This is a genomic window from Pseudomonas sp. GM33 (genome assembly GCF_000282295.1).
GTDB classification, from domain to species: Bacteria; Pseudomonadota; Gammaproteobacteria; order Pseudomonadales; family Pseudomonadaceae; genus Aquipseudomonas; species Aquipseudomonas laurylsulfatiphila.
Genome location: NZ_AKJO01000137.1, coordinates 24727 through 41956, shown reverse-complemented (window position 1 = coordinate 41956; position 17230 = coordinate 24727). Strand labels below are relative to the sequence as shown.

Below are 17230 nucleotides of genomic sequence, written 5' to 3'. Positions count from 1 at the left end.
ACCATACCCCGAATGGGTGTGTGTCGTTTTTGGCACACCGGCATGGCAAAAAGCGGCAGCGCAGTTGACCCGTTTTGCCATAGATCGGGATTTGTCCGACGCTTAAAGTGGCAGCCTGAACCGACCCTGCGGAGCCTGCGATGACAGAATTGATCAAACACGAGCAACGCGACGGCGTGTTGACGCTGACCATCGACCGCCCGGACAAGCTCAACGCGCTGAACAACGCCATGTACACGCAACTGGCCGACCTGTTACTGGCCGCCGACGAAGACCCGCAGACCGGCGTGATCATCCTCACCGGCGGCCCGACCTGCTTCACCAGTGGCAATGACCTGGTGGATTTCCTCCAGCATCCGCCGACGCATCTGGACGCCCCGGCGTTTCGCCTGATGAAAGTCGTCACGCACCTGCAAAAGCCGCTGATCGCGGCAGTCTGCGGGGCAGCCATCGGCATCGGCACCACCTTGCTGCTGCATTGCGATCAGGTGCTGGTCACCCGCAACGCCAAGCTGCGCATGCCGTTCGTCAACATCGGCCTGTGCCCGGAATTCGGTGCCAGCCTGTTGCTGCCCCGTCGACTCGGCCACGCCCGCGCCGCGAACCTGCTCCTGCTGGGCAACGGCCTGGACGGCAACGACGCGGTGAACTGGGGCATCGCCAACGAAGCCTTCGACGACGGCGAGCAATGCCTGGCAGCGGCCAGAAAAATCGCCCAGCGCTTTTTGGCCCTGCCCCAGGAGGCCTTGCGCCAGTCCCGGCAGTTGATGAAACAGGCGACGTTGCCGGAACTGGAAGCCACCCTGCGCGAAGAAAACACGCTGTTCATCCAGCGCCTGAATACCGACGAGGCGAAAACCGCCTTGAACGCCCTGCTCAATCGCAGTACAGACAAGAATCCACCGAAAGGAAACCAGCCATGAACACTCCAGAAATCTACGTCGTCAGCGCCGCCCGTACCGCCATCGGTACGTTCGGCGGTTCGCTCAAGGACGTGCCCCTGGCCGACCTCGCGACCACGGCCGTGAAAGCCGCCCTGGAACGAGCCGCCGTGGACCCGGCGCTCGTTGGCCATCTGGTGATGGGCAACGTGATCCCGACCGAAACCCGCGACGCCTACATCTCCCGCGTCGCCGCGATGAACGCCGGCATCCCGAAGGAAACCCCGGCCTACAACGTCAACCGCCTGTGCGGTTCGGGCCTGCAAGCGATCATCAACGCCGCCCAGACCCTGATGCTCGGCGATGCCGACATCGTCGTCGGCGCCGGTGCCGAATCCATGAGCCGCGGTCCGTACCTGATGCCTTCGGCCCGTTGGGGTTCGCGCATGGGCAACGCCCAGGTCATCGACTACATGCTCGGCATCCTGCATGACCCCTTCCATGGCATCCACATGGGCATCACCGCCGAAAACGTCGCCGCGCGCAACGGCATCACCCGCGAAATGCAGGACGCCCTGGCCCTGGAAGACCAGAAACGCGCGGCACACGCGATTGCCAACGGCTTCTTCAGCGAGCAGATCGCGACCGTGGAAATCCAGGATCGCAAAGGCGTCAAACTGTTCAGCGTCGACGAACACCCGCGCGCCACGTCCCTGGAACAGCTGGCAGCCATGAAGCCGGCGTTCAAGAAGGACGGCTCGGTCACCGCCGGCAACGCCTCGGGTCTGAACGACGGCGCCGCCGCGCTGGTCATGGCCAGCGGCAACGCGGTCCAGGCCAACAACCTGAAGCCACTGGCCCGCCTGGTCAGCTACGCCCACGCCGGCGTCGAACCGGAATTCATGGGCCTGGGCCCGATCCCGGCCACCCGCCTGGCGCTCAAGCGCGCCGGCCTGACCGTCGCCGACCTGGACGTGATCGAAGCCAACATCGCCTTCGCCGCCCAGGCCTGCGCCGTCAGCCAGGAACTGGACCTCGACCCGGCCAAGGTAAACCCGAACGGCTCGGGCATCGCCCTGGGCCACCCGGTGGGCGCGACCGGCGCGATCATCGCCACCAAGGCCATCCACGAACTGCACCGCACCGGCGGCCGTTACGCGCTGGTGACCATGTGCATCGGTGGCGGCCAGGGGATTGCGGCGATTTTCGAACGCGTCTAAGCAATCGCCGCAAAAAAGGCCGGTGATCGCGCAGATCACCGGCCTTTTTCATTCCGGTAAACCAGTCGCGATCCCCTGTGGGAGCGAGCTTGCTCGCGATGGCGGCGTGTCAGGCACCATCATTGTTGACTGGACTACCGCTATCGCGAGCAAGCTCGCTCCCACAGTGGTTCTCTAGCGCACACAGAATCTCCTTCTCTCTGAACAAAGCACCTGACGACCGGCAGCAAAAACCATTTGCCACAAAATATTACATACGTCATATTACAGGCATCATAATTAACGCCGCCTGACAGGTATCCCTCCATGACCAGCATGTCCGCCGTTGAACCCGACCTGGACGCCCCGGTGAAACCGGCAAAACGCCCCCTGCTCAAGCGTCTGCTCCTGCCAACAATGGGCATCGCAGCGTTGGTGTTGGCCGGGGTGTATGGCGCGCATTGGTGGACGGCCGGGCGTTTCATCGAAGAAACCGACGATGCCTACATCGGCGGTGACGTAACGGTGATCGGGCCAAAGGTGGCGGGTTATATCGATGAAGTGCTGGTGACCGATAACCAGAAGGTCAAGGCCGGCGATGTGCTGATCCGTCTCGATTCGCGCGACTACCGCGCCAACCTGGCCAAGGCCGAAGGCGCAGTGGCCGCCCAGGAAGCCTTGCTGGCCAACCTCGACGCCACCGAAGAACTGCAACGGGCCGTCATCGGCCAGGCCCGTGCCGGCATCGACGCCGCCGGTGCCGAAGCCACCCGTTCGCGGGATGACGATGCCCGCTACAAAAAACTGGTGTCCACCAACGCCGTCTCGGTGGAAAGCGCCCAGCGGGCCAATGCCACGTTCAAGACGGCCCAGGCGCAAAGCAACCGCGCCCAGGCGGAATTGCTGGCCGCTCAGCGCCAGTTGAATGTGATCGACACCCAGAAACAACAGGCCCGGGCCGCCTTGATCCAGGCCAGGGCCGAGCGCGATCTGGCGCAATTGAATGTCGGCTACACCGAACTGAAGGCACCGGTTGACGGCGTGATCGGCAACCGTCGGGCACGGGTCGGCGCCTATGCCCAGGCCGGCGCGCAATTGCTCTCGGTGGTGCCTTCCAGCGGCCTGTGGGTCGACGCCAACTTCAAGGAAGACCAACTGGCGCACATGGTGCCGGGGCAACGGGTGGTGATCCGGGCCGACGTGCTGTCGGGGCAGGCGTTCCACGGTCACCTGGACAGCCTCGCCCCCGCCAGCGGTTCGCAATTCAGCGTATTGCCACCGGAAAACGCCACCGGCAACTTCACCAAGATCGTGCAGCGGGTACCGGTGCGGATTCACCTCGACCCGGCCGACAGTGTGCTCGGCCACCTGCGTCCGGGGTTGTCGGTGACCGCTGAAGTGGACACGCGCAAGGCGCCTGATGCGCCAGCCGTAGCCAGCGCGCCATGAGCCGCGCCCTCGCCGCCCCGGCGCAACCGTTCAATGCCGCGGACATGGCAACGGCCACCAAGGTCTTCGCCTTTGCCAGTATGTGCATTGGCATGTTCATTGCGCTGCTGGATATCCAGATTGTCTCGGCCTCGTTGCGTGACATCGGCGGCGGACTCTCCGCCGGCACCGACGAAACCGCGTGGGTGCAAACCAGTTACCTGATCGCCGAGATTATCGTGATTCCGCTGTCGGGCTGGTTGTCCCGGGTGTTTTCCACGCGCTGGCTGTTCTGCGCATCGGCGGTGGGCTTCACCCTGACCAGCCTGCTGTGCGGCGTGGCCTGGAACATCCAGAGCATGATCGCCTTCCGTGCCCTGCAAGGCTTTCTCGGCGGTTCGATGATCCCGATGGTGTTCACCACGGCGTTCGTGTTCTTCACTGGCAAGCAACGGGTGATCGCCGCCGCGACCATAGGCGCAGTGGCGTCCCTGGCGCCGACACTGGGGCCGGTCATCGGTGGCTGGATCACCGACATCTCGTCCTGGCACTGGCTGTTCTACATCAACCTGGTGCCGGGGATTTTCGTCGCGGTTGCCGTGCCAATGCTGGTCAAGATAGACCAGCCCGAACTGTCGCTGCTCAAAGGCGCGGATTACTTGAGCATGGTGTTTCTGGCGCTGTTCCTCGGCTGCCTGGAATACACCCTCGAAGAAGGCCCGCGCTGGAACTGGTTCAGCGACCGCACGATACTGACCACCGCATGGATCAGCGGCCTGGCCGGGCTGGCGTTCATCGGCCGGACCCTGCACGTGGCCAATCCGATTGTCGACCTGCGCGCCCTGAAGGATCGCAACTTTGCCCTGGGCTGCTTCTTCTCGTTCGTCACCGGCATCGGCCTGTTCGCCACCATTTACCTGACGCCGCTGTTCCTCGGCCGGGTGCGTGGCTACGGAGCGCTGGACATTGGTCTGGCGGTTTTCTCCACCGGGGTGTTCCAGATCATGGCGATTCCGCTGTATGCCTTTCTGGCCAACCGCGTCGACCTGCGCTGGATCATGATGACCGGCCTCGGGCTGTTCGCGTTATCGATGTGGGATTTCAGCCCGATCACCCATGACTGGGGGGCCAGGGAGCTGATGTTGCCGCAAGCCTTGCGCGGGATTGCCCAGCAACTGGCGGTGCCGCCCGCGGTGACGCTGACCCTCGGCGGCCTGGCACCGGCGCGGCTCAAACATGCCTCCGGGCTGTTCAACCTGATGCGTAACCTCGGCGGGGCCATCGGCATCGCCGCCTGTGCGACCATTCTCAACGACCGCACCAACCTGCATTTCACCCGGCTGGCGGAAAACCTCAACAGCACCAACGAGGCCCTCAACCAATGGCTGTCCCAGGTAGGCAACAACTTCGCCGCCCTTGGCCAGAGCGGTGACGCCGGGGTCACCGCCAGCCTGCATCAGCTATGGTTGCTGACCTACCGCGAAGCCCAGACACAAACCTATGGCGACGCGTTTCTGATGATCGGGGTGTGCTTCGTCATCGCCACGGCGATGGTGCCCCTGATGCGCAAGGTGCAACCACCGGCCGCGCCGAGTGCCGATGCCCATTGAGGCATCGGCGGTTTGTTGAACATCAGGCCTGAGGCGTTTTACGGAAGCCGACCGCCAGGCGGTTCCAGCTGTTGATGGTGCTGATGGCGACGCTCAGGTCGACCATTTCCCTGGGCGTGAACTGTGCGCTGACCACTTCGTAGTCTTCGTCCGAGGCGTGGGTCAGGCTGAGCTGGGTCAGGGATTCGGTCCACAGCAGCGCCGCGCGTTCACGCTCGGTGAAAAACGGCGCCTCGCGCCAGGCCGTCACGGCGAACAGACGACGCGGGGTTTCGCCACCCTTGATCGCATCGGCGGTGTGCATGTCGATGCAGAAGGCACAGCCGTTGATCTGCGAAGCGCGCAGCTTGACCAGTTCAATCAGGTTTTTTTCCAGCGGCAGCTTCGACACTGCGGTTTCCAGGGTGATCATCGCCTTGAGGGCGTCGGGGCTGGCAGTGTAGAAATCGATACGGGGTTGCATGACGTGCTCCAGGGCAAGTGGGTGTGTCGCTACGTTAGTCCCTCGGTTGGTCTGCACAAATAGCCAATATTCCAGAAGTCGAGGAGGCCATTGGCGCGGGTGTGATGGGTTTCACTCTTCACTTTTGGTGAATTCACTGCCGTCATCGCGAGCAAGCTCGCTCCCACAGGGAAATGCACTCAAATGTGGGAGCGAGCTTGCTCGCGATCCGCGCAGCGGCCATTCACCACCGAGCTCAAACCCGATTGCGCAACCACCGCAGAAAGCCCTTTTTCTCCACCGCCACCGGCAGCTCCTGAGTCAGGGTTTTCGCTTTTTGCAGCCGGTAATCGAGCAAGGCTTTCATTGCACTGTTGATGTCGTGACGGGCATCCAGGCACGGCTTGAGGTAGGACTTTTCGATGCGGTACAGGCCACAGAATGTCTTGGCGGTAAACTGCGCAGGCAGCGCGCTGTCGGTGAGAATACCCGCCTCGCCGATCACCTCCCCCGGCCCCATGCGTCCGGATTCGTAGGGCATTCCGTGGCGCATCAAGGTCACCGAGATCACCCCGGATTCGATAATGAACAAGTGATCGCTGACCTCCTCCGCTTCCAGGATCACTTCCCCGGCGCGAAAGGTTTGCAGGGTCATGTTCTGGCTGAACGTGTCTTTCTCTTCCTGACGCAGGGTGGAGAAAATCGGCGAGCTGTCCAGCAAGGCCCGCTTGCGTGTCGAGTTGATCGGCGGGCTGGGCTCCACGCTCGACAACAAATTGACCCCGGAGGCCTGCAAGTGCCGGTAGGCCAGGTCGTACAGCTGGTTGCGCACTGAGCGTTTCTCGTCCATCGACGCGACAAAACCGTTGATTTCGTAGACCGCGCCGGTGTTGCTGGCACTTTTGAGACCGACGCTCGGCGAGGGTGTTTCCAGCAGAAAGCGGCAACCTTGCATGGCCCGCTCCAACGCGTCGATCACCGTGTTCGGCCTCGCGTGGGGGCTCACTTCCAGGGATACGGAGATACCGAACATGTCGTTCGGCCTGCTGAAATTGATGATCTTGGCCTTGGCCGCCAGGGAGTTGGGAATCACCGCCATGCAGCCCTGGGAGGTCTGCAGGCGGGTGGCGCGCCAGTCGATGTCGGTCACCTTGCCCTCCATGCCGTCGATGGAGATGTAGTCATCCAGTTGATAAGGCTTGGTGGTGTTGAGGACGATCCCGGAGAACACGTCGCTGAGGGTACTTTGCAACGCCAGGCCGACGACAATCGCCAACGCACCGGAGGTGGCCAGCACGCCCTTGACCGGCAGTTCCAGCACATAGGCCAGGGCCGCTATCACCGCGATCAGGAAAATCACCGCGCCGAGCAAATCCTGGAGCAAGCGTCCGGTATGCCCCACCCGCTGCATCATCACCGCGCCGATCAGTACGGTCAGGGTCCGCGCGCCGAACAACCACCAGCCGATCTGCAAGCCGGTGGCGGCCAGGTGCAGCGGCACGTTATCGGCCCAGGGCGGCGGCTCCATCGGGTTCAGGCCTTCGTTGAACAACAGGAGGCTGAACAACGAGAAAATCACCACGCGCACCAGCAGCCGCCAGCCACTGCCGGCGGCGCTGAGCAAGTACCACAACCCGAGATCAATCAGGATCAGCGCCATGGCGCAGATCAATGGGTGTTCAGTGAGCAATGACAGCATCAAGCAACTCCATCCAGGGCCAATGACGCGAAGATCGCATGGATTGGCACTAGTGTAGGAGCAATTGATTTGGCGGGATTCCGCAATCGCCACAAAAACAAATGTGGGAGCGGGCTTGCTCGCGAAGGCGGTGTGTCAGGCAACGTTTATGTTGATTGACATAGCGCCTTCGCGAGCAAGCCCGCTCCCACAGGGGGATGCGTGACGCCGAAGTTATTTGCTGTTGGTCAGCGTGCTGTAGCTGGTCATCAGGTTGCGGTAGTCCGGAATATGGTTGGAGAACAGCGTGCCCAACCCTTCGATATCGTTGCGCCAGTCGCGGTGCAGTTCACAGGCCAGGCCGAACCAGGTCATCAATTGCGCGCCCTGGGCGGTCATGCGGCTCCATGCCGATTCGCGGGTCAGTTCGTTGAAGGTGCCGGACGCGTCGGTAACCACGAACACATCAAAGCCTTCGGCCAGCGCCGACAGTGCCGGGAACGCCACGCAGACTTCCGTCACTACGCCGGCGATGATCAGTTGTTTCTTGCCGGTGGCCTTGATTGCCTTGACGAAGTCCTCGTTGTCCCAGGCGTTGATCTGGCCTGGGCGAGCGATGTACGGCGCGTCGGGGAACTGTGCCTTGAGCTCCGGCACCAGCGGGCCGTTGGGGCCGGTTTCGAAACTGGTGGTGAGGATGGTCGGCAGCTTGAAGTACTTGGCCAGGTCGGCCAGCGCCAGCACATTGTTCTTGAAGCGATCAGGATCGATGTCGCGGACCAGTGACAGCAGGCCGGTCTGATGATCCACCAGCAGAACGGCGGCGTTGTCCTTGTCCAGACGCTTGTAGGAAGTGGTCATTGCAGTAATCCTCGCAGGTTATCGATGCCGATTGGAGATCGGCGTGGGGCAGCCGGTTAGCGCTGGGAATCCAGCGCCTCGTGTTCGTTCGCCACTTGCTGGGCCTTGAGGTAGCTCTCTATCAGCAATTGATAATGCGGCATGGCCTGGGCGTAGACAGCGGCCCACTGTTCGGCATCGGGGCGGTTCCACGAGCCTTGCAGCTCGGAGAGCGTCGCCATGATGTCGATCGGCACCACCCCGGCCTGGGCCAGGCGGGCAACGGTCAGGTCAGTGGCCAGTTTCGAGTGGTTGCCTGAGGCGTCGACCACCGCAAACACCTTGTAGCCTTCATGCACGGCGGCGATGGACGGGAACGCCAGGCACACACTGGTCAGGGTGCCGGCGATCACCAGGGTTTTCTTGCCGGTGGCTTTGACCGCTGCGTGAAACTCCGGGTTGTCCCAGGCATTGATTTCGCCTTTGCGCGCCACGTACTGCGCATGGGGTGCGGCCTCGTGGATTTCCGGGATCAACGGCCCGTTCGGTCCTTGCGGAACCGAGGCAGTGGTAATCACCGGCATTTTCAGCAAGGTCGCGGCCTTGGCCAGGGCAATGGCGTTGGCGCGCAGTTGGGGCACGTCCATGTCCTTGACGATCTGGAACAGTCCGCTCTGGTGATCGATCAACAGCATCGCGCTGTCATTGGGATCGATGGTCGGTTTCTGGCCGTTGAAGTTGGCCGCGTAGACAGTACTCATGTGCGTTTCCTCTTTCTTTTGGGCAACAGCCATCCCTGGCCTGAAAACCGGCCTACTCATCCTGTGTAGAGTCGGGTGTTGAAGCGCTGCGAATTAAGCGTGCATCCGGCCGAAGCGGCCGGACTGGAAGTCGGCGAAGGCCTGGTGGATTTCTTGCTCGGTGTTCATCACGAACGGCCCGTGGCCGACGATCGGCTCATCGATCGGCTCGCCGCTGAGCAACAGCACCACCGCGTCTTCGCTGGCTTCGAGGGTCATCTGATCGCCCTTGCGATCGAACAGGGCGAGTTGCCCCTGGCGCACCGATTCCAGACCGTTGACCTGAACCGTGCCACGCAAGACCACCAGTGCGGTGTTGCGCCCTTCATGCAGGTCAAGGGTGAGCAACTTGCCGGCATTCAAACGAATGTCCCACAGGTCGACCGGGGTAAAGGTGCGTGCCGCGCCCTTGTGGCCGTCGAACTCACCGGCGATCAGGCGCAGGCTGCCGGCGTTGTTTTTCAAGGCGATGCTCGGGATGTCAGCATCGAGAATCGTCTGGTAGCCGGGATCGGCCATTTTGTCCCTGGCCGGCAGGTTGACCCACAGTTGCACCATCTCCAGGGTGCCACCGCTTTTGGCGAAACCGTCGGAGTGAAACTCTTCGTGCAGGATCCCCGAGGCCGCGGTCATCCATTGCACATCGCCGGGGCCGATCTTGCCGCCGCTGCCGGTGGAGTCCCGATGCTCCAGTTCGCCCTTGTAAACGATAGTCACGGTTTCAAAACCACGATGAGGATGCTGACCAACGCCACGTCGCTCGGTGGTCGGGGTGAATTCAGCGGGGCCGGCGTGATCGAGCAACAGGAACGGGCTGATGTGTTTGCCCAGGTTGTCGTAGGAAAACAGCGTGCGAACCGGAAAACCGTCGCCAACCCAATGGGTCCGTGGACTGGTGTAGATACCGATGATGTTTTTCATGGTGTCTCCTGATGAGGGGGTGAATCCATGGACAAAGCTTAAAACCGTGACCTTTGCTGCGCTAGACTGCAAAAATCAGCTTTAGCGTTCTATTTGGAGAACGATGGTGGAAGACCTCAACACCCTCTACTACTTCACCCAGGTGGTGGAGCATCACGGTTTCGCTGCGGCCGGCCGGGCACTGGACATGCCCAAGTCGAAGCTCAGCCGACGCATTGCCGAGCTTGAAGAACGCCTCGGCGTGCGCCTGCTGCACCGCACCAGCCGGCATTGCTCATTGACGGAAATCGGCCAGGCCTATTACCAGCGCTGCCTGGCCATGCGGGTGGAGGCGGAAAGCGCCGCCGAACTGATCGAACGCAACCGCTCCGAGCCTCAGGGCATAGTGCGTATCAGTTGCCCGACGGCGCTGCTTAACACCTGGGTCGGGCCGATGCTGACCCGCTACATGCTCAAGTACCCGTTGGTGGAAGTGTTCATCGAGAGCACCAACCGCCGGGTCGACCTGATTCACGAAGGCATCGACATTGCGCTGCGGGTACGCTTTCCACCGCTGGAAAACACCGACATGGTGATGAAGGTGCTGGGCAATAGCACCCAGAGCGTGGTCGGCAGCCCGGCCTTTTTATCGCGCCTGTCGACACCGGCCTCCCCGGCCGACCTCAGCGGCTTACCAAGCCTGCACTGGGGCGCGGCGCAGCGCGAATATCAGTGGGAACTGTTCGGCGCCGATGGCAGCACGGCGATGATCCGGCATGCCCCGCGCATGGTCACCGATGACCTGTTGGCCTTGCGCCATGCGGCGGTCGCCGGGATCGGCATCGTGCACCTGCCCAGCGTGGTGGTGCGCGATGAAATCGCTGCCGGGCAACTGGTGGAACTGGTGCCGGGCTGGGCACCGAAGAGCGGTGTGATCCATGCGATCTTCCCCTCGCGTCGAGGGTTGCTGCCATCGGTGCGCACGTTGATCGATTTTCTCGGGGAGGAATTCAGCCGCAGTGATATTGCTTGAAGGCAGCGGCAAGCTTTGAAGTGCGGGGGGAAAGATTCTGAAACCGAGTCGCCCCCTTCGCGAGCAAGCCCGCTCCCACAGGGAAATGTATTCCAAATGTGGGAGCGGGCTTGCTCGTGAAGGCGCCGGATCAGACACCATCACCCCACCAGACTGCCGATGATTCTTGATTTGCGGTAAACATTGCTTTGCCAATCCAGCGGTTTTTCTCACGGATGCAGGCGCGGATACTGCCGCCCATTCCCACTGCAACCTCTGGAGTCATCAATGTCCATTCCCGCTTTCGGCCTGGGTACGTTTCGCTTGCAAGGCCAGGTGCTCATCGATTCGGTGAGCACCGCCCTGGCGCTTGGTTACCGGGTGATCGATACCGCACAAATCTACGAGAACGAAGCCGAGGTCGGAGAGGCTATCGCCGCCAGCGGCATCGCCCGGAAGGACCTGTTCATCACCAGCAAGATCTGGGTCGCCAACCTGGCCGGTGATCGACTGATCGACAGCCTGAAGGAAAGCCTGGACAAACTGCAGACCGATTACCTGGACCTGACCCTGATCCACTGGCCGTCGCCGGACGATCAAGTGCCTGTCGCAACGTTCATGGGCGCCCTGCTCGAGGCCAAACGCATGGGCCTGACGCGGCAGATCGGCGTGTCCAACTTCACCCTCGACCTGATGAAACAGGCGATTGCGGCCATCGGCGCCGAGCACATCGCCGCGAACCAGATCGAACTGCACCCCTACCTGCAAAACCGCAAGGTCGTCGCGTTCGCGCAAAGCCAGGGCATTGGCATCACGTCCTACATGACCCTGGCGTACGGTGAAGTCCTCAAGGACCCGCTCATCCAGCAGATCGCCGAACGCCTGCAAGCGACGCCGGCTCAGGTCACCCTGGCGTGGGCCATGCAATCGGGTTACTCGGTGATCCCGTCGTCCACTCGCCGGACAAACCTGGAAAGCAACCTGAAGGCTCGCGAACTGACCTTGAGCGAGGCCGACATGGCCTTGATCGCAACACTGGACCGCGGCCACCGTTTGACCAGCCCCAAAGGCATCGCACCGGATTGGGATTGATCCTCAGTCCTGCTCGAGACGCTGGTCCAGGCGGGCCATGGCTTGCTGCAACTGGTCGACAGCGGCGTCGATCAGTGCCGCGCGGCCGTCATTGCACGCCCGCTCCAGTTGTTCGCAACACTCGACCAGGGCAAGCGCTCGCACCATCAGCGCCCCGCCCTTGATCCGGTGTGCCAGCGTCTGCAAACCCGGGCGATTGCCGCTGGTGTGCAAGGCCAGTAAATGCATGCGGTCCTCGCGGTTGGTCAACGCCAGATCGTGCAGCAGTTGATCGATCAGCTCACGATCCGATTCCGCATAGCGCTCCAGCCCGCTCAAGTCGAACTCGGCCAAACCTGGATCGTCATTTGCCGCCGGGGGAGCGCTGGAAAACCGCTGGGCCAGCCACGCCTGCAAATCCACCAGGCGAATGGGTTTGAACAGGCAATCGTCCATGCCCGCCGCCTGACACCGGGCTTTTTCCTCGGCCTGCGCATTGGCGGTAAAGCCCAGGATCAGCGTCGGCGACAGCCCCTGCAGCCGCTCTTGCTCACGTATCGCGCCGGCCAATTCGTAACCGCTGAGCACCGGCATGTTGCAGTCGGTAATGACCAGTTCGAAACCCTGTCCGAAACCCTGTCCGCGCCACTGTTCAAGCCCCTGCGCCCCGTTCTCCGCCAGCACCACACTGTGGCCCAGATAGCTCAGCTGCCGCGAGAGCAGCAGGCGATTGGCCGGGTAATCGTCGACCACCAGGATCGACAACGCCCGGGTCGTGAGCCGTGCCGAGTCCTGGGCCATCTCCCCCGCGGGCAACGCTGGCAGGGCGGGCAGCACCAGGCTGATGTCCACCCGAGTGCCGCGCCCAAGCTCACTGTCGAGATGCAACTGCCCGCCCATCATTTCGCACAGGGTGCGACTGATCACCAGACCCAGGCCGGACCCTTGCCGGGCAGTCTGCTGATTGTTATCGGCCTGCACGAACGGGCTGAACAGGCGTTGCTGGTCGAAAGCGCTGATGCCGATGCCGCTGTCTTCGATCCGTACGCTGACGGCGAGATGCGCCGGAGCTTGCGGCCGCACTCGCAGTGTCAGGCTCACCTGGCCTTCACGGGTGAACTTGATCGCGTTGCTCAGCAGATTGGACAGCACTTGTTTGAAGCGCACGGGATCGAGCATCACATCGCGGTCACTGTGTTCGGCGAGCTCGACCCGCCATTGCAGATTCTTCTGAATCGCCAACCCTTCGAACACCCGGCAGACCGACGCCACCAGCGCATGCAGGTTGACCCGCTCCGGCGCCAGCGACAAATGCCCCGATTCGATCCGGGCGACATCCAGAATGTCGCCGATCAAATCCAGCAACTGCTGCCCGGCGTTGGACGCCACCTCGATGGCGGCGCGGTCGGTCACCCCTTCATCGGCCCGCTTCAGCGCCAGCTCGAGCATGCCGATCAAAGCGTTCATCGGCGTGCGGATTTCATGGCTCATGGTGGCCAGGAACGTGGTCTTGGCCCGGTTGGCGTCGTCCGCCGCGTCCTTGGCTTCCTGCAATTGCCCGAGCAATTGCTGACGCTGGCGAATCTGCCGGCGTTGCCAGACGATCCCGGCCAATGCGAGCAACAGCAAGACCCCCGCCAGCGCAAACGCCTGCACGATCGCCTGCCGGTGTCGCAGCCAGTAACTCTGCTCGACCATCGAGTCATAACGCCAGGGTTGAGTCAGCTCGTCGATTTCTTCGGGCGGAATGCTGAGCAGCGCTTTGTCCAGGATCGAATGCAGCTCAGTGGCCTCGCGACTGGTCGCCAGGGTGCTGCGGGCGGGGTCGGTGCCCACGGTGCTGGTCACTTGCAGGCGATCGCGATACTGCCGGGAAATCAGGTAACGGGCGCTGATCAAGGAGTTGATGCCGCCGTGGGCCTTGCCCTGGGCGACCATTTCCATGGCATCCGTCGACAGCGGCGCATCCACCATCTGGATCTGCGGGTAATGCTTGCGAAGGTACTCACCGGCAATGTTGCCCTGAGTCAGCGCCAGCGTCCTTCCCGCCATGTCATCCAGCGTCCTGGGACTGTCCGCGGCTACGCGAGTCACCAGTACCGAAGGGCTGCTCAGAAACGCCCGGGTGAACAGCAGTTCATCTTCACGCTGGGAGCTGAGGCCGATACCGGCCAGCACATCGATCTGTCCATTTCTGATGCCGGTCATCATCTCGGCCACCGACTTCATGCCGCGGATGTCAAATTGCAGCCCGGTGCGCACACTGATTTTCGCCAGCAGATCGACACCGATGCCGCGAAACTTGCCTTCGCTGTCGATAAATGAAATGGGCGGGATATTTTCGTTGATCGCGACCCTCACGCGCGGGTGGCGTTCGAGCCAGAGCTGTTCGGCCACGCTCAATTGCAATGACTGGGTGCCGGGGATAGACACCCCGTTTGCCCCCCAACGACGCAGGATGTTCATTTGTTCATTGGTGGTGATGGCCGCCAGCGCCTTGTTGACGATGTGCAACAGCGAATCGTTGTCGCGGGCCATCGCAAAGGCAAAACGCCCGGACTCCATGGGCGAGAAGTCGGTCAGTTGCACGTTGTTCAGGTAGTTCTTGCTGATCAGATAGTGGGCATTGATCGCATCGCCCAGGTAGACATCGGCCTGGCCGAAAGCCACGGCCCCCATCGCCGCCAGCGTCGAGGGAAACAGCTGGACCTGCGCCCTGGAATAGAACTGTTGCACGCTGTATTCGGGCAAGTAGTGATACAGCATCACCAACCGCTTGCCGGCCAGGGTCGGGTCGAGCACCGGAGGGAAATCGGTACGCGTGACCAGCACCGGCTGATCGACTGCGTAAGCGCTGGACATCTGTAGCTGCGGATCTTCCGCCTCAAATCGATTGGCCGTTCCCAGCAAGTCCGCCCGCCCCTCCTTGATGGCCTGCACCGCGTCGGCTCGCGACGGATAACAGTGCACCTCTACGACGACGTTCAACAACTGTTCGAGCAACCCGGCGTAATCGGCTGTCAGGCCTTCGAACACCTTGCCCGCCGTATTGAACTCGAAGGGGGGATAGTCCGGCGCCGAGACCGCCAGCACCAATCGGCCCTTTTGCTGCAGCCAGCGCAACTCGGTGTCCGACAACCCGGCGCTCAGGCCTTCGGCACTCGAGCGTCCCAACAAGGTCAATGACTGTTGCGCACAGACACTCGATGACCAAAGAAGAAGGCCCGTCAGCACCCAACCCGCCAGCCATCGGAGAAGGTTCATTCAGATCAGATGATTGCGCAGGGCGAAATCCCTCAAGTGCACCGACGAGCTCATGTTGAGCTTGAGGGTGAGTCGGGTCTTGTAGGTACTGACGGTCTTGTAGCTCAGGTGCATGATCTCGGCGATTTCCAGGTTTTTCGAACCCCGGGCCAGGTACTGCAAAATGGTCAGTTCACGATTGGAGAGCTTGTCGATCAACTGCTTTTCACTGCGTTGCAACTCCCCCATCGCCACGGAACTCGAAGGGATCTGGGCGAAATAGGTGTAGCCGGCGATTACCGAATTCACCGCCGCCTTCAAGTCATCCAGGTCCTTGCTCTTGGACACATAGGCCACAGCCCCGGCACGCATGCAGCGATCCTGATAAAACTGCGCCTCCAGCGAGGTGAACACCACCACGCGACATCGGGTGTTTTCGGCCTTGATGCGATCCATCACCTCAAGCCCCGCCACACCGGGAAGGCCCAGATCAAGCAGCACGACATCCGGTTGATGCTCCCGGATCAACGACAGGACCTCGTCGCCACGGGAGGCCTCGTAAATCTGCTTGAATCCTTCGCCCTTGAGTACGAGTTTGATCATGGAGCGAACCACCGGATGATCTTCCACAATCAGTGCTGACTTCATGACAACTCCCGTGCAAAACAACACGATCGGGCAAAAAAATGCCCTCCAGGCATCGCAGCAGCTGGGCACAACGCTGCGCATAGACTTTTGCATGGAAGGCTGGAAAGAACTACCTGACAGAAATGACAGTTCCGACGAACGGTAACCTACAATCAATCGCGCTCATCAACTGCTTAATCGACGCCAGGTCAGGCAGAGCGACCTGGCTGACCTGGACCTTGCCCGCGACGGGCGGCAGCGGCGCCAGCTGTTCATTGAAGATAAACCCGTGATGAACCTGCGGGTTGTCGGCCAGGAAACTGAACAGATCCAGCCCTTCGCTGGCCATCGCCCCATTGACGAGCACCAGATCCAGAGGCTCGCCAGCGTACTCCACCAGTGGCAGGAGCTCGTCGAGGCTGTGCACCGGCGCCACCCGAAAGTAGCCGAGCTGGTTGAACAGCCGCTCGATCCGCAGGCAGTTGAAGTGCTGCGCATCGGCGATCAGGATGCGCAAGGATTTATCCGGCAAGGTGACCTCCAAAAGGATGTCGGTTTCAAGAGGTCGCAAAGCCTACGGAACACCGCCCTAGGTTTATGTAGGAATATTCCTAAAGAATTGCCGGTTAGTCTGACGCTTGCCAGGGAAACCTTGGTCTTCATTCCGTAGTACTCGGACTCCAGAACGCCTGCACCACAAGGGTCGAGGTCGAAATCCGTGCCACCAGCGCATCCAGTTCATCCCCGTCGACCGAGGTGGTCGCCAGGGTGGCTTCGATTTCAATTTCTTCCGTGCCGAAGGCATGCACATCGACATCGCTGGCCGGGTAGTTGCTGCGCTCCAGTTCGGCTTCGAGCAAGGCCAGCACGGTTTTCTGCTGCGTACGCCGGGCGATGACATAGACGATGTTGGTGACTTCCGCCGAAATCACGTCCAGCGGCTGACGGTTGATGCTGTTGACGATCGGCCGCAGCAAGGTGTTGGCCGCGAGCACGAACAGCGTGCCGAGCAAGGCCTCGGCCAGCAGGTCGGCACCGGCGCAGGCACCGACCGCCGCCGAGGTCCAGAGGGTGGCGGCCGTATTGAGGCCGCGCACATTGCCCTCTTCGCGCATGATCACCCCGGCACCGAGAAAACCGATGCCGGAAACCACGTAGGCTACGACCCGCACGGCGCCTTCGGCACCGGCGAGCCGGTTGGCCATGTCGACGAAAATCGCCGCGCCCACCGCCACCAGCACGTTGGTGCGCAGGCCGGCGGTGCGCTGCCGGTACTGGCGCTCGAAACCGATCAGGCCACCGAGGACGAAGGCCGCGCTGAGGCTGACCAGAGTGTCGAGCAGAGAGGTCAGGTTGAGGTTGTTAAGTGCTTGCATGATGAATCCCTTGAAAAAAACACGATCCCCTGTAGGAGCGAGCTTGCTCGCGATGCTCTCAAGAGCGCCGCGTTTAGCCAGTAAACACGCGTTATCGTTAACGACCATCGCGAGCAGGCTCGC

15 protein-coding genes are annotated in these 17230 nt (G+C 61.7%); 6 read left to right on the top strand and 9 right to left on the bottom strand.

The window, feature by feature from the left end; translation table 11 throughout:
• Positions 1-140: 140 nt before the first annotated feature.
• From PMI26_RS06555 to PMI26_RS06570, 4 genes are all read left to right on the top strand, one after another.
• A complete protein-coding gene (locus tag PMI26_RS06555; RefSeq protein ID WP_007977995.1) occupies positions 141-923 on the top strand; it encodes an enoyl-CoA hydratase-related protein in 783 nt (260 codons plus the stop codon).
• On the top strand, positions 920-2101 hold the full coding sequence (locus PMI26_RS06560; RefSeq protein WP_007977993.1) for an acetyl-CoA C-acyltransferase family protein: 1182 nt from the start codon (positions 920-922) through the stop codon (positions 2099-2101). Before PMI26_RS06555 ends, PMI26_RS06560 begins: the two co-directional genes overlap by 4 nt.
• 306 nt (positions 2102-2407) lie before the next feature.
• Entirely contained in the window at positions 2408-3529 is a 1122-nt protein-coding gene (locus tag PMI26_RS06565) for an HlyD family secretion protein (RefSeq protein WP_007977991.1), read from the top strand.
• A complete protein-coding gene (locus PMI26_RS06570; RefSeq protein WP_007977989.1) occupies positions 3526-5118 on the top strand; it encodes a DHA2 family efflux MFS transporter permease subunit in 1593 nt (530 codons plus the stop codon). The genes PMI26_RS06565 and PMI26_RS06570 overlap by 4 nt, the downstream gene beginning before the upstream one ends.
• Positions 5119-5140: 22 nt before the next feature.
• On the opposite strand, the gene PMI26_RS06575 is transcribed toward PMI26_RS06570, so the two are convergent.
• From PMI26_RS06575 to PMI26_RS06595, 5 genes are all read right to left on the bottom strand, one after another.
• Positions 5141-5581 (bottom strand): carboxymuconolactone decarboxylase family protein, encoded by a 441-nt coding sequence (locus tag PMI26_RS06575; RefSeq protein ID WP_007977987.1) that lies wholly within the window; start codon positions 5579-5581, stop codon positions 5141-5143.
• Between the two features lie 235 nt (positions 5582-5816).
• Positions 5817-7259 carry a mechanosensitive ion channel domain-containing protein gene (locus PMI26_RS06580; RefSeq protein WP_007977985.1) on the bottom strand — a complete coding sequence of 481 codons (1443 nt, stop codon included), beginning with the start codon at positions 7257-7259 and terminating at the stop codon, positions 5817-5819.
• Positions 7260-7472: 213 nt separating this feature from the next.
• On the bottom strand, positions 7473-8099 hold the full coding sequence (gene ycaC / locus PMI26_RS06585) for an isochorismate family cysteine hydrolase YcaC (protein WP_007977984.1): 627 nt from the start codon (positions 8097-8099) through the stop codon (positions 7473-7475).
• A gap of 56 nt (positions 8100-8155) precedes the next feature.
• Complete coding sequence (locus PMI26_RS06590) at positions 8156-8839, bottom strand: isochorismatase family protein (protein WP_007977982.1); 684 nt, start codon at positions 8837-8839, stop codon at positions 8156-8158.
• Between the two features lie 93 nt (positions 8840-8932).
• Entirely contained in the window at positions 8933-9799 is an 867-nt protein-coding gene (locus PMI26_RS06595) for a pirin family protein (protein WP_007977980.1), read from the bottom strand.
• A 103-nt stretch (positions 9800-9902) separates the two neighbouring features.
• Here PMI26_RS06595 and PMI26_RS06600 point away from each other — a divergent pair, with 103 nt between their 5' ends.
• Positions 9903-10811 carry a LysR family transcriptional regulator gene (locus tag PMI26_RS06600; RefSeq protein WP_007977979.1) on the top strand — a complete coding sequence of 303 codons (909 nt, stop codon included), beginning with the start codon at positions 9903-9905 and terminating at the stop codon, positions 10809-10811.
• 267 nt (positions 10812-11078) lie between these two features.
• The gene (gene dkgB, locus PMI26_RS06605) at positions 11079-11882 is read left to right on the top strand and encodes a 2,5-didehydrogluconate reductase DkgB (RefSeq protein WP_007977977.1); all 804 of its coding nucleotides are present in this window, start codon (positions 11079-11081) and stop codon (positions 11880-11882) included.
• Positions 11883-11885: 3 nt separating this feature from the next.
• Here dkgB and PMI26_RS06610 read toward each other — a convergent pair whose 3' ends face one another.
• From PMI26_RS06610 to PMI26_RS06625, 4 genes are all read right to left on the bottom strand, one after another.
• Positions 11886-15125 (bottom strand): transporter substrate-binding domain-containing protein, encoded by a 3240-nt coding sequence (locus tag PMI26_RS06610; RefSeq protein WP_033048173.1) that lies wholly within the window; start codon positions 15123-15125, stop codon positions 11886-11888.
• Entirely contained in the window at positions 15126-15752 is a 627-nt protein-coding gene (locus tag PMI26_RS06615) for a response regulator transcription factor (RefSeq protein ID WP_007977973.1), read from the bottom strand.
• A gap of 109 nt (positions 15753-15861) precedes the next feature.
• Positions 15862-16263 (bottom strand): hypothetical protein, encoded by a 402-nt coding sequence (locus PMI26_RS06620; RefSeq protein WP_007977970.1) that lies wholly within the window; start codon positions 16261-16263, stop codon positions 15862-15864.
• Between the two features lie 127 nt (positions 16264-16390).
• Positions 16391-17107, bottom strand: coding sequence for an MgtC/SapB family protein (locus PMI26_RS06625; protein WP_033048172.1), 717 nt, complete (start codon positions 17105-17107; stop codon positions 16391-16393).
• Positions 17108-17230 lie beyond the last annotated feature (123 nt).